Origin of the sequence: Bacillus sp. JJ1533, assembly GCF_036965045.1 — a bacterium.
GTDB lineage: Bacteria > Bacillota > Bacilli > Bacillales > Bacillaceae_L > Ferdinandcohnia.
Map to the genome: position 1 here is coordinate 1 of NZ_JBALOV010000046.1, position 12,454 is coordinate 12,454.

Annotated in this window: 15 protein-coding genes; 6 read left to right on the plus strand and 9 right to left on the minus strand. The window is 37.0% G+C overall.

Annotated elements, in window-relative coordinates; all coding sequences use genetic code 11:
* Positions 1–33 precede the first annotated feature (33 nt).
* Together V7138_RS22850 and V7138_RS22855 are read right to left on the minus strand one after the other, a co-directional pair.
* A complete protein-coding gene (locus V7138_RS22850) occupies positions 34–1,026 on the minus strand; it encodes a potassium channel family protein (RefSeq protein ID WP_335402013.1) in 993 nt (330 codons plus the stop codon).
* Positions 1,027–1,064: 38 nt separating this feature from the next.
* Entirely contained in the window at positions 1,065–1,313 is a 249-nt protein-coding gene (locus V7138_RS22855) for an atypical membrane-integrating protein (Mistic protein) (protein ID WP_335402016.1), read from the minus strand.
* A gap of 127 nt (positions 1,314–1,440) precedes the next feature.
* Here V7138_RS22855 and V7138_RS22860 point away from each other — a divergent pair, with 127 nt between their 5' ends.
* A complete protein-coding gene (locus V7138_RS22860; RefSeq protein ID WP_335402017.1) occupies positions 1,441–1,620 on the plus strand; it encodes an H-type small acid-soluble spore protein in 180 nt (59 codons plus the stop codon).
* A gap of 465 nt (positions 1,621–2,085) precedes the next feature.
* Positions 2,086–2,244, plus strand: a complete 159-nt coding sequence (locus V7138_RS22865; RefSeq protein WP_335402019.1) for a DUF2639 domain-containing protein — start codon at positions 2,086–2,088, stop codon at positions 2,242–2,244.
* Between the two features lie 181 nt (positions 2,245–2,425).
* On the opposite strand, the gene V7138_RS22870 is transcribed toward V7138_RS22865, so the two are convergent.
* Positions 2,426–3,160 carry a polysaccharide deacetylase family protein gene (locus V7138_RS22870; RefSeq protein ID WP_335402020.1) on the minus strand — a complete coding sequence of 245 codons (735 nt, stop codon included), beginning with the start codon at positions 3,158–3,160 and terminating at the stop codon, positions 2,426–2,428.
* Between the two features lie 205 nt (positions 3,161–3,365).
* On the opposite strand from V7138_RS22870, the gene V7138_RS22875 reads away from it, so the two are divergent.
* Entirely contained in the window at positions 3,366–4,088 is a 723-nt protein-coding gene (locus tag V7138_RS22875; RefSeq protein ID WP_335402022.1) for a CBS domain-containing protein, read from the plus strand.
* A 139-nt stretch (positions 4,089–4,227) separates the two neighbouring features.
* Positions 4,228–4,935: a 23S rRNA pseudouridine(2604) synthase RluF gene (rluF, locus tag V7138_RS22880; protein WP_335402025.1), complete on the plus strand. Its 708-nt coding sequence runs from the start codon at positions 4,228–4,230 to the stop codon at positions 4,933–4,935.
* Between the two features lie 151 nt (positions 4,936–5,086).
* Here the strand turns inward: rluF and V7138_RS22885 are convergent, their stop codons facing one another.
* The 3 genes from V7138_RS22885 to V7138_RS22895 all read right to left on the minus strand — a co-directional run bounded on the left by V7138_RS22885 (position 5,087) and on the right by V7138_RS22895 (position 7,459).
* Positions 5,087–5,767 (minus strand): SIMPL domain-containing protein, encoded by a 681-nt coding sequence (locus tag V7138_RS22885; RefSeq protein ID WP_335402027.1) that lies wholly within the window; start codon positions 5,765–5,767, stop codon positions 5,087–5,089.
* A 94-nt stretch (positions 5,768–5,861) separates the two neighbouring features.
* Positions 5,862–6,626, minus strand: coding sequence for a CPBP family intramembrane glutamic endopeptidase (locus tag V7138_RS22890; RefSeq protein ID WP_335402029.1), 765 nt, complete (start codon positions 6,624–6,626; stop codon positions 5,862–5,864).
* A gap of 107 nt (positions 6,627–6,733) precedes the next feature.
* Entirely contained in the window at positions 6,734–7,459 is a 726-nt protein-coding gene (locus tag V7138_RS22895) for a glucosaminidase domain-containing protein (RefSeq protein WP_335402031.1), read from the minus strand.
* Positions 7,460–7,797: 338 nt separating this feature from the next.
* On the opposite strand from V7138_RS22895, the gene V7138_RS22900 reads away from it, so the two are divergent.
* Both V7138_RS22900 and V7138_RS22905 read left to right on the plus strand, forming a co-directional pair.
* Entirely contained in the window at positions 7,798–8,319 is a 522-nt protein-coding gene (locus tag V7138_RS22900; protein WP_335402034.1) for a hypothetical protein, read from the plus strand.
* A gap of 118 nt (positions 8,320–8,437) precedes the next feature.
* The gene (locus tag V7138_RS22905; protein WP_335402037.1) at positions 8,438–9,052 is read left to right on the plus strand and encodes a YitT family protein; all 615 of its coding nucleotides are present in this window, start codon (positions 8,438–8,440) and stop codon (positions 9,050–9,052) included.
* Between the two features lie 73 nt (positions 9,053–9,125).
* On the opposite strand, the gene V7138_RS22910 is transcribed toward V7138_RS22905, so the two are convergent.
* The 3 genes from V7138_RS22910 to V7138_RS22920 all read right to left on the minus strand — a co-directional run bounded on the left by V7138_RS22910 (position 9,126) and on the right by V7138_RS22920 (position 12,350).
* Complete coding sequence (locus tag V7138_RS22910; RefSeq protein ID WP_335402040.1) at positions 9,126–10,610, minus strand: aldehyde dehydrogenase family protein; 1,485 nt, start codon at positions 10,608–10,610, stop codon at positions 9,126–9,128.
* 186 nt (positions 10,611–10,796) lie between these two features.
* Entirely contained in the window at positions 10,797–11,219 is a 423-nt protein-coding gene (locus V7138_RS22915) for a universal stress protein (protein WP_335402043.1), read from the minus strand.
* 201 nt (positions 11,220–11,420) lie between these two features.
* On the minus strand, positions 11,421–12,350 hold the full coding sequence (locus tag V7138_RS22920) for a thermonuclease family protein (RefSeq protein WP_335402045.1): 930 nt from the start codon (positions 12,348–12,350) through the stop codon (positions 11,421–11,423).
* Positions 12,351–12,454: the final 104 nt, after the last annotated feature.

The following is a 12,454-nucleotide window of genomic DNA, read 5'->3' on the forward strand; positions in this document are numbered from 1 at the left end:
TCTATAGGGTACATTTTAATTTAGGAATCCCTTTTAGCTTTTCAAGATAAGGATTTGATCATTTTTTCGTAATTCAAGTGAAAGGGGAGGATTAATCGTAATTTCATCTTCACGTCTTATCCCGATCAAAATTTTACCTTCCTTCAATAAGGTTTCACTCGCCTTTTGGAACGTCATCCCAATTAAATCAAAGGTTGCATCTAAAAACTGCAGTTTTCCCCCTTTTAAATCCACTAACATGGAAAGTAATCCATCAGACACTCCGTGTGATAAAATACTATTCACCATCACTAAACTTGAAATCCGGTTCGTCTGAATAATCTCATCGGCACCTCCACGCTTTGCATTTTGAATTTGATGTGTGGTGAGGATTTCTACAATCGTATATACGTTTGGATTTAGCCCTTTTATCGCCAATAAGGTAAGGATTGAGATCATGTCAGCATGAAGCTCATCTTTGCCTTGGTCAGCCGTCACGAGAACCATTTCCGCATCTTGAATATTTGCTTGTTTTAAAGTTTCATCGCGGGTTGGGTCTCCTTTAATAAAATGAAAATGATTGCCAGGCATTGGGTTTTTTTCTAAAGAATCATCGACTAACAAAATTTCAATGACCGAACCTGGGGTTTTTAGATATGAAATGGTTTCCCTCACGCGTTCATTCCAGCCGATGATGATAATATGTTTTTTACCGTGGAAGCCTGAGGTCCCTTCAAGATAAGCATTTTGAGTGACGAAGGTTGAAGTTGAAATCGCAGCAAAATATCGGGTTACAATCCCAACACCGATAAAGATAAGGAACATCCCAACGATTCTTCCCAAGAAGCTAGTAGGTGTATAATCACCATATCCAACAGTTGCGGCCGTGACAATGGCCCACCATACCCCGTCAAAAATAGTTGGAAAGTTATCCGGTTCAATTAAATGAATAATGGCTCCAAAAATGACCATAACCAACAAAACAATCCCTATGAGCTTTGCAATCAAAAATCGCTTAAAAAATGAAGCTAAGATACTTGTTAGCAATGATGCCACTCCTCTCGATAAGATGATGTTTGACGTTTTTATTCTTTTTCATCTTTTGGGAGAAAGGCAAAAATCTCTTTAATGATCGTATTGATTCTTCGCGTAATCTCTTCATCTCCAAACGTTTGCTTGGCTTTTTCAATGGCTTGTATGACATCTTCATCAAATTGGATTAATGGTTTATCTTCTTCTGCTTCGTTATAAAGCTGAATGACAACATCCAAGCCTTCATTTAATTTATCAATCGAATCACTAAGTGATTTCTTCTCATTTTCATTTAGCTTCATCGTTTTACTCCTCATCCTGTGTGCTTTCTTTATAGTGTGTTCAAAACTTGCTATTTTTTGCATAAAATTCCTATTTATTCGGAAACTATGGCTAGTAAAAAAAATATAAATGAGGAGTGAAGAAAGAATGGATATTCGTAGAGCAAAGCAAATTTTATCTTCTTCAAATGATGTAACCGTACATTATCAAGGAACCTCTGTATGGATTGACAGCTGCGATGAACAGGGGAATATGTGCACAGTACACCTTAGAGGGCGGGAGCATGAAAGAAATACAGTCCCAGTAGCTGAATTAGAAGAATTGTGATATCAGAAGCTCCCGTTTTAATAGCAGGGAGCTTTTTTAATCCCAAAATCCACTAATAAATTTTGCGAAAACATCCGAACTAAAATAAAAGAATGAGCATAGAAAAAAAGCAATCACAAGGCCGGTTAGAACCCAACAAAACGTCTCTTTTTTCACATTAATCACCCCTACCCTATACTATTTGTAAATATGTAACGCTTCATTCAATCCAAAAACCCCTAGGAAGTACCTAGAGGTTTTTTGCAATATATAAAAGATAGGGGAGACATGAAAAAAACGCCTCTAAATTTGAGAGAGTAATTAGAGGCAAGAGAGAAATGAAACTTCATAGTATTAGACGCAGAGTTTCATAATAGGTTACACGTTTATTTGATTTTTTTCATAGATACTGTTTATTCTACTAGTCATTCTTTTCCCCTTAGTAGCATACATATAGGACAAGCGAAAAAAGAGGGGGATTCGAATATGGCTTATCCAGGATCAAAGGGTTGGTACGTCAAACAATTAAAAGAAAAAGGGATTCATCAGCATCCGGTTGAACGTAAAAAGCTAGAAACATATAAAGCATATATCCTGCGTCAATTATATTTTGAACTTGTTGTTGATAAAGAAGCAAAAAAATAAATCCTACAAAAAGATGCCTTTTATTAGAAACTGAATGGACCAATAAAGTCACATTTCACGCAGCAAAAAAACGCTCAGAGAAAAAGTCTCAGAGCGTTTTCTTGTGATATTAACACAACCCCTTTAGTCCCTTTAACCACTTTCCTCGGTTCCAAAAGAAGATGATTACCAGATGCAGCTTTTATTCTCCCGCAACGATCTTTGCAAAGTCATCCAGAGTAGTTGAATACTTGATATAGATCCGTGGTAAAAGATAAAGTTCGTCTTTTATACCCTTCTCAGAAAAAGCTTTAGGAGTTGTCGTAAGTCCAAACAAATAGTATTTCTTCGTTTCTGTAACGACCTTTTTATTGAAATTTCCGTATGGATATGCAAGAGCAATAACGGGTTGGCCTGTTATTTTTTGAATTTTATCTTTGGATTCTTTCAGTTCATATTCAAAATTTTTTATTTTTGTTAGATCAGGATGTGTAGCAGTATGAGACTGTATGGAGAAAATCCCCGAATCAGACATCATATTTAAATCCGATTTGGATAATCGGTTGGAGCGACCGATAAAGTCAGAAATAACAAAAATGGTACCAGTTGGTTTAAAACGCTCGTTTTTCAGTTTTTGAAGAATACCAAATGCATTCAGATTGTCTTTGTACCCATCATCAAAGGTAATAAAAATGGGCTTGTTTACTTTATGAATGTCTTGCCATCGATCAAACGTTAGTAATGTGTAGCCATGGTCTCTTAGGTAAATCATTTGTTTCTCGAAATTCTTAGGTGTTACATATAACTCCTTAGAACCCAGTCCTTTAAATTCGTCAATCGAATGATAGACCAAAATAGGTACTTGACGTTGAGCAAAAACTTGTGATGGAAGAGCTAATATAAGAAGACATAGGAAAAACATTGCAACTTTTTTCATAAAATTCCTCGCTTTATATCCTTTTATATCTTATGAAAGTATTATTCCTCAAAAAACATAGGACTATCATGAAATCTCCAATTTTTCATTCTGTCTACTATTGATTAAGTTTGACTTTGTAAAACTGTTGCTTTTTTTATGCGATTATCTTCCAACTCTACTCATTAATAAAATATAATAGTAGAAGAGTAGGAGGGTTTAAGAAGTGGAAATCATTGAAATAGATTTATCAGAACGTTTTGAGATAGCTTTCAATCGAATTCATAAAGCATTAGGTAAAATGGTTAAGAACATTCCTGGGGATATTTTTACTCAATTAGTTGCACATGGAGCCAAAAGACATGCAGTTATTCGAACCTATAAGGATGAGCTCTTTCAATTTGCAAAGCTGCGAAATGCCATTGTTCATGAAAAATTACGTGCTGATTTCTATATTGCAGAGCCTCACGAAGATGTGGTCGAGAGAATTGAAGAAATTGCCGAGCTTTTAGAAAAGCCGGTTACAGCCTTGTCTATTTCCAGTAACCCTGTTGTCTATTTTAATTATCATTCTTCCATTAAAGACGTAATTCTTGCGACTCACAATAATACGTACACAAAATTCCCCATTTATAAAGATGGTTCATGTGTGGGAATATTAACGTCTGGTGCTGTTTTACGATGGATGGCAAGGCATCTATCTAGTGATGTTATCCATTTAGCCAATATTCGAGTGGGAGAAGTCATCCCATACGAAACAAAACATCTCATTGATTTCGTCGATAAAGATCGAGATATATTTGCTGTAGAAGAAATGTTTGAAAAACGACATGCCCATGGAAAAAAACTAGAGGCCGTGATCATTACTGACAATGGACAAATTGATGAAAAACCTTTAGGGATCATCACATCATGGGATTTAATAGAAATTGATTATATAGTGAATTAAAAACGATTCTAAAGCTTGGAGTTGTATGCTAATCATTAAAAATTTGTTCCCGGTCTAAAATTAGAGATTGTGATTCATCCTAATAATAAAGTATAGTTAATATCTACAATAAGAATCGATAGTTTAAGGGTGTGTCAACATGCGTATTAATAAATATATAAGTGAATCTGGAAAAGCATCTAGACGAGGTGCCGATAAATTAATTACCGATGGAAGAGTTTTTATTAATGGAAAACGTGCAACTATAGGAAGCCAAGTTGAACCTGGGGATGATGTTCGAGTAGATGGAAATCCAATAAGAGTAGCAAGGAATAATGTCTATATTGCCCTAAATAAACCCGTAGGCATTACTAGTACAACAGAAAAAGGGGTCAAAGGAAATATTGTTGATCTGGTCAACCATCCATTAAGAATATTTAATATTGGGCGCCTGGATAAAGATTCAGAGGGTTTAATACTTCTTACGAACGATGGCGACATTGTTAACGAAATTCTGCGTTCAGAAAATAAGCATGAAAAGGAGTATATCGTTTCTGTAGACAAGCCAATTACTCCTGAATTCTTAAAGAAGATGTCAGAAGGTGTTAAAATATTAGGCGTAAAAACACTTCCTTGTGAAGTTGTACAATTATCAAAGTTTGATTTTCAAATCATTTTAACACAAGGTCTCAATCGTCAAATTCGCCGCATGTGCGCTGAATTAGGGTATGAAGTTTACCGATTGCAAAGAACCCGAATCATGAATATTCATTTAGGTAATCTTCCTCCTGGACAATGGAGAGATTTATCTAAGAAGGAACGAACTCACCTATTTAGAGAACTCAACTATGAGCCAAAAGAATGGTAATAACGATGAAACGTCAAGTTTAGGTAGAATGAACATAAGACATCTAAGAATCAATCTTACTATTACTAAATCCTTAGTGCTTCTCTCCAAGAAAGAAGCACTTGAAAGGGAAATAGAGTCCTTTGATAAACAATTCCTTATCTAGAAAAGGTTATAATAAATACGAAAACGTTGCTTCAATCCTAGCAGTTATCGTTAGTTCCCCAGGCTGTATCGGTGTAGTTGCTTCACTTTTAGCAAACATCGCTGTCTGGAATGGGATTGGTGGAGATTGTTGCGATAACTCTTTAATATGAAGCGGGATTTCTTGAAGTTGAACTCCTAACCCATTGGCGATTGTACGAGCTTTCCGTCCGGCATCCGCAACCGCATTTTCAAGCGCTTTCGCATAATAAACCTGGGGATTTGAAACCGTAAAATGAATACTTGTAACGGTGTTCGCTCCGTTCTGTACAGCCGTATCAACTACACTACCGGTTGCTTGCATATCTACATCTGAGATTTGCAGCATGTGAACGACCCGATAACCTCTTAGGGTCTGTTTTGAATTTTCGTAATCATATAGGACTTCAATTCGAAAATCGACTGTTTTGATATTTTTATTTGGAATTCCTAGCCCAATGAGGGCTTGAATAACCTTATTTGTTATTTGGTTATTTTCATTTTGAGCAGTCGAAACAGTGCTGCTTTCGGTAATTACACCTAATGTGATGGTTGATGAAGTCGGTGCTATTGAAACATTTCCTTCTCCATTGACCTTCAATTTATTTTGTTTAGAATTCATATTTCTAACCGGCTTTGTGCGCATCATCCAAGGCTCATAATAATACATTGTCGGGCTCCTTCCACATTCTTCTTTTGTATTGTATTAATTCATGTAAATATCGGTGTGTAAAACAAAAGAAAAGCCCACGAAACCTCGTGAGCTAATTTGCCATTTTTTTTCGGAATAGTGGTCCAAATATGACGTGTAAAAAGATATCTCCTGTAAAATGTGCAATCATTGCGATTTCAATTCCAAACCTCCAATATAAATACCCAAATAAGATACCGGGTACCATATTAAGTAATACTGTACGCCAAAAAACAAGCTTTGTTTTCCCGAAAAGAGCAAAAGCAGCAGGCAAATGCCCAATCCCAAATAAAAGGGCAGCGAAGAGGATACCAATCCAATAGGAAGCAGTCCCTATACCTAAAAGGCTAAATGCATAAACCACGACTGTCATTAAGAATAAGCGGGTTAAAACTTCTTCTGAAATACCTCCATAAAAAGAAGCTAAAAACGACTGAAACATTGAAGGCTCATCCATATCGACCTTGGGCATTCTTTTCATAAATAGATAGTCTAATCCAATAATGACGATGGCTGCTAAGGCACCGACAACCAAGCTTAGTAGAATTGTTCTTAAAATCGGATATGGAACGGGGGTCCCATTTAACCATTGATCAACTAACCACCAATGCAATTCAACCTTTGGAGCCAACAAGGTTCCAATAAATGCTGAAACCCCTAATAGCACAACACTTTGTAGAATGCTAATCAACACAAGTACAGGAGTGGGAGGAGTCTTTTTAGTTGGATTCCTATTTGCGTCTTCTTCGATTCTGCCTTTTAGCATTTTAAATTGATACGGCATAACGGCGATTGCCCCAATTGATGCCGCTAACCAAAATAGAAAAAACTCTGTCATTCTTAACACCCTCATTCACTTATATCTTCCGCAAAATAATACGAATGAGATGCGAAGAAAGTTCACTTTAAAAATCAAAATAAAAAGGCGCCATAAAGGCACCTTCATTAGGCTTGTTCAGCTTTTACATCGTTCATGATGGATACAATATTTTTTACCCAGTGATTGTTTAAACCTGTGGCATCGTTAGCTGCTTCATTGGGCGCGTAAACTGTTTGGATTTCACCAATTGTTTCATTCCCATTTTCAACATAATATTGTTTTAAATAGATCGCCTTAAAGCGAATACTATCTTCAATGGAAAGGAACTTTTGCCAATTGGTCCCACCGTCTACTAATTGCTCACAACCAGGGTTTGGATAATCTTCCCCAAAGATATTTGCATAAATATCGGGCATACAGGTAATCCCGCCAATATTATTCCAAGGGGCACTAGCAATATCAGAATTGCCCCAACCTGTTTCCTGAGCAGCTAATGCAGCTAAAAATATCGGGTCGATATCATGTTCTTCTCCTGATTTTACAAAATTATGTCCTAAACCTTTTAAGTTCCCTTTTAAATGCTTGTCCAATTCTGAACCAGAAATTGTGTTTTCCTGTTCAACATTATAATTTTTTGAAGCCATCTGAACGGGTTTACTTTCAACATGCTGACTTTGTTGTTCTTGCTGATTTATTTTTTCTTTCTTTATTTCTTGGACTTGATTGTTATGCTTTTCAATGGTTTCAGCTTTCGAATGATGGATTGTAGTAAAAACACTACATCCAATAATGAATAGGACACCAATTAGATAGAGAAAGGCTGGCTTTTTTGTAAGAGTTGAGATTTTCAAAGTATCCTACCTCCTTCATAAGACCTTTTTCCTACTTGGAAACTATCCTAACATAATAAAATGACAACCGTGTTACAAAGATGTTATAGACAGTTAATAAAAATATGACAGCAATGCTCGGTTTGCAAAAATGTTATTAGTCTAGTATAATCGGAAACTGTATGTTTGTTGTAAGAAACGTAAACATTTTCCATTTTTATCAATAAAATGGAATAAAAAGTTAATAACCTTCGGATATTCCTATTTTTCGATGGGATGTTTCGAATGCAGCAACCTGTAGCGACGTCTTTTTGACCCACCACGTGTGGGCCTAAAATATTCAATGAAAGGTGTTTGTAATGTATTTTCAAAGTTTGCTAATGAAAGAGGATCTTAACAAGAGCCCGTCAGAGGTCAAACAAGATTTAGAGGATTTGCAGTTTCAGATGTACCGCATGCAAGATAACATTAAAGAAATCTCGAAAAAACATCAAATCATCGGTATTGACCAATCGAAAGATGAAAAATGGGTAATTGTCTCAGCTTTTGATGATGGGAACCAATGTCAAATCATGGTGAATGATTGCGATTCAGCTTATCGAGGTAAATGGGATTTTACACTTCATGCACAGTATAAGGATAAGGATAATGCAATCCATATCGGTGACATTAGAGGACCGGCTAACCAAGGATATGGCTCAATCTGCATGAATCATTTAAAGGAAATTGCTCGCGAACAAAACATTCCTGTAATTACAGGTGATATAGCAAAAAGAGACTGGGACCACGTAGACCGCCTCGTTCATTTTTATGAAAAACACGATTTCGATGTTGAAATCGATCCTACAACAAAATCGGGTGAAATTATTTGGAGAGACTAATCAAAATAAAAAAGGTCTGCTTACCATTATGATGGGGGAAAGCAGACCTTTTTTATGTGGAAAAATAATGATACCATATAGTAAGTAAATCATAAGATACGACTTAGGAGCTTACGCCATGAAAATAATAAATAAAGGTTTGGTCCTTGGGATTGCAGCAATGATTCAAGGATTTGCAATGGCAACTTTTTTATTTCCACATTTTATTCCAACGGGAGGAGCAGCGAGTGTAGCTGTCTTGTTTAATTATGTAGCGAGTATTCCTTTTGATAGTACGCTCTGGGTCCTAAATGCTGGCCTTTTATTTGCAGCAATAAAGTGGCTTGGAAAAGATACAGCCATTTGGACGTTGTATTGTGTCACGGTTACAGCACTCACAATTCGTCTGATCACTCCATTGATTACAAATCCAATTTCACATGTAATCGTCGATTTGATTATAGGTTCTATAATTTTTGGTGTCGGAATTGGGATATTATTTCGAATGGGGGCTTCATCAGGTGGTATGGATATTTTAGCTTTAATTATTTCAAAACTTAAAGGATTTTCACCAGGAAAAACACTTTTTGTTATTAATGGTACGATTTTACTTATGACAGGAATCATTGTAGATTGGAAAATCATCATTTATGCTCTTGTCAGTCAATTTATTAGCACACGTATTATAGATCTCTTATATAAGGTCCAATTACCGAAACGGCAAATTCAAAAACATCATACAGGTACTTTTTAACCAAAAAAGGCGAGAACCCTTAAATGGGATTCTCGCCTTCTTTTGATATTATTTCAGGTGCATTCGTTTTGCTTTAGTTCATTGCAATCCAAACACTCTTCACTTCTGTGTAGTTATTTAAAGCATAGGAACCCATTTCACGGCCAATACCTGATTGCTTGTATCCACCGAATGGAGAAGCTGCATCAAATGCATTATAGCAGTTTACCCATACAGTTCCCGCACGTAAGTTATTAGCAATATAATGTGCTTTTCCTACATCCTGCGTCCAAACTCCAGCTGCAAGGCCATACTCGGAATTATTAGCACGGCTAATTAACTCATCAAGGTCTTCGTATGGCATTGCTGAAATAACAGGGCCAAAGATTTCTTCTTTTGCAATTGTCATTTCATCTTTTACGTTTGCAAAAATTGTTGGAGAAACGAAGTAGCCTTCTTCGTATGGCTTTTGACCACCAACTACTAGTTCAGCACCTTCATTAATCCCTTTTTCGATGTATCCTAAAACGCGATTTTGTTGTTCAATCGAAACAAGTGGTCCGATTTCTGTATCGGAATGCAGACCTGCTCCTTGTTTGATTTTCTCAGCATGGCTTGCCATGTCAGCCACAACATTATCAAATTGTTTCTTTTGGATAAAGACACGTGACCCCGCACAGCATACTTGGCCTTGGTTAAACATAACCCCGTTTAATGCACCAGGAATGGCTTTTGAAAGATCGGCATCTGGTAAAATAATATTTGGAGATTTTCCTCCTAATTCTAATGTTACACGTTTTAATGATTTTGAGGCTCTTTCCATAATGCTTTTTCCGACTTCTGTTGAACCTGTGAATGCGATCTTATCAACCAGTGGATGATCTACAAGTGGCTGACCTGCTGTTTCACCAAAGCCAGGAACGATATTTACAACACCTGCTGGGAATCCAGCTTCTTCCATAAGCTCTGCTAAATAGAGAGCGGAAAGAGGAGTTTGTTCAGCCGGCTTTAATACAACAGTACAACCAGTTGCAAGAGCTGCACCAAGTTTCCACATAGCCATTAACAGTGGGAAGTTCCATGGAATGATTTGCCCTACAACACCTACAGCTTCATGGCGAGTATAGTTAAAGAATGGTCCATTTACAGGGATTGTTTGTCCAACGATTTTCGTAGACCATCCAGCATAATAGCGCATATGTTCAATTGCTAGAGGAATATCTGCATTTGACGTTTCACGAATCGGTTTACCATTATCTAATGTTTCCAATTGAGCTAGCTCATCTTTATGTAGCTCCATCAAATCTGCCAGTTTATACATGATACGGCTTCTTTGGGCTGCGGTCATCTTTTGCCATGGTCCTTCATCAAAAGCTTTGCGGGCTGCTTTTACTGCACGATCAATATCCTCAGGTCCTGCTTCGCTTACAGTTGCTAATACTTCTCCTGTCGCAGGATTGTAGGATTCGAATGTTTTCCCAGAAGCACTTTCAACAAACTCCCCATTGATATAAAGCTTCTTTGTTCCATTTAAAAATGACTCAACCTTTTCTCGTAATGCAAAAATTAATTGGCTCATTTTTTTCCTCCTCTTTGATTAAACTATGGTACAAGCATTATGAAAAACGCTTACAATACTATGTTAACATGTTGAATCTAGCAATCAACCAACTTTTGGTAAAAAATTCAGACAATTAGCGACAGTTTTTTTCGACAAATAAAAAAGAATGATTGGTAATCAATCATTCTTCAATAAATTGTTTCATTATGGAACAATTGTCACTGGACAAGGAGCATCGTGTAACACCTTGTAGCTTACACTTCCAAGGACAGTTCTTTTGATGGCACCAAGTCCTCGATATCCCATCACAATTTGGGTTGCTTGTATATCCCTTGCCTCTGCACATATTTCAATGGCAGGCTCCCCAATTCTTAATTTTGTCTGAGCGGGAATAGAAAAATGTTGTGTTTCCGCTAAAGCAAGGTCAAAAGCAATTTTACTTTCTTCTGTTTGATATTGCCGGATTTGTTCTTGCTTAACAAATCGTTTTACATTTGGAGTATTATAACTTGGCTGGACATTTAATAATACGATTTCAGAGTCATTTTCAACGGCTAGCTGTAATGCAAATTGTAGGGCTTTAATAGAATGTGTAGAACCATCGACTGGAACAAGTAGTCGTTTCATTTAAGAAACCCCTTTCATTTTTTGATGGGGATTGAATCTTTTGTTGAAGGAGTTATATGTGGTTGAATGAATAAAAATCAATCCCTACTTCTATTATAAATGTATTTTGATTTGTGGGGATGTTGTTAACAAATTTGTTGAAATCAAAGGGATAGATGCAATAGAAAAAAGACCCAATCAATCTGATTGAGTCTGCCCATTTTAAGATGCTTTTTCGCATGCCCAGTTGTCTTTGTCGCGGTCGTGTTTGGCTTCATAAGCTGGATGTGTTGATGGCACACCATTCGGATATACTTTACGGAGTTCCGTACAATTTTTATAGGATTCCTCTCCATTACCTGTTGTTGAATGTTTTTTTTGCGCTAAAGGCTTTGATTGTTCAGAATCGAGGTCTCCTTTTGTTGTCCCATTTTCACCGTATGCCCAAAGGCCGATTCCATTCGATCGTGCTTCACGGGCAAACTTTACAAAATAGTCACTATAGGTGACATCCGGCGGGTAGGTTGAAGGTTCGGCATATCCATTTAAAACGAGATGCGCGTTAAACATTCTTGAACGTATCTCTGCTTCGTCCATTACATTTGTTGGAACTGATAACCAGACTAGGCGTAAATATCGATTATAGCGATCTTTATCGGATACATCCTTTTGAATCCACACTTTTTTTCCTTCGAGTTGGGATGTTGTATAGTTGCTTGCCTCTTTTCCATACACTTCATTCCTAGTGGTAGACTCAGGCGTATTTACTCCGACTAAGCGAATCTTCCGGCCGTCTGATAGTTCAACCGTGTCACCGTCAACAACTCTAGAAACAATGACTGCCTCTAAGCCAATCGCTTGCGCTTGTTCGGCCGTTTTTTGTTCAGCCTGTTCTTGTCGTTGATTTTCTTCTTTTGTCTTTTGCGCAGCTTCCTCTTTTTGCCTTGCGTCTTCAGCCGCCTTTTGTTCAGCTTCCTTTTCAGCCTGTTCTTGCTCTTCTTTTTCAGTAGCCGCCTGTTCCTTATCTTCATCTACTTGTTCTGTTGCTTGCTTATTTGAATCTTCAATTTTAGTTTCTTCACCATTTGTCGCGAATACAACAATAAGGGCTATTAGCAAAAGAATTCCTAAACCCCCTTGTAAAAATTTCACTGTCTTACCTCCTATAATTGATCCCTTTTTATTTGCAAGAAAAAAACCATTCTAGTTGACTAGAATGGTTTTAGTAAGATGGAGTTGATGGGAATCGAACCCAC

Bases quoted from the DNA above. Each gene is read 5' to 3' on its own strand.
- V7138_RS22865 (WP_335402019.1), top strand. From the start codon at position 2,086: ATGGCTTATCCAGGATCAAAGGGTTGGTACGTCAAACAATTAAAAGAA.
- V7138_RS22915 (WP_335402043.1), bottom strand. From the start codon at position 11,219: ATGAAACGACTACTTGTTCCAGTCGATGGTTCTACACATTCTATTAAA.
- rluF (WP_335402025.1), top strand. From the start codon at position 4,228: ATGCGTATTAATAAATATATAAGTGAATCTGGAAAAGCATCTAGACGA.
- V7138_RS22885 (WP_335402027.1), bottom strand. From the start codon at position 5,767: ATGTATTATTATGAGCCTTGGATGATGCGCACAAAGCCGGTTAGAAAT.
- V7138_RS22860 (WP_335402017.1), top strand. From the start codon at position 1,441: ATGGATATTCGTAGAGCAAAGCAAATTTTATCTTCTTCAAATGATGTA.
- V7138_RS22910 (WP_335402040.1), bottom strand. From the start codon at position 10,610: ATGAGCCAATTAATTTTTGCATTACGAGAAAAGGTTGAGTCATTTTTA.
- V7138_RS22905 (WP_335402037.1), top strand. From the start codon at position 8,438: ATGAAAATAATAAATAAAGGTTTGGTCCTTGGGATTGCAGCAATGATT.
- V7138_RS22900 (WP_335402034.1), top strand. From the start codon at position 7,798: ATGTATTTTCAAAGTTTGCTAATGAAAGAGGATCTTAACAAGAGCCCG.
- V7138_RS22870 (WP_335402020.1), bottom strand. From the start codon at position 3,160: ATGAAAAAAGTTGCAATGTTTTTCCTATGTCTTCTTATATTAGCTCTT.
- V7138_RS22855 (WP_335402016.1), bottom strand. From the start codon at position 1,313: ATGAAGCTAAATGAAAATGAGAAGAAATCACTTAGTGATTCGATTGAT.
- V7138_RS22890 (WP_335402029.1), bottom strand. From the start codon at position 6,626: ATGACAGAGTTTTTTCTATTTTGGTTAGCGGCATCAATTGGGGCAATC.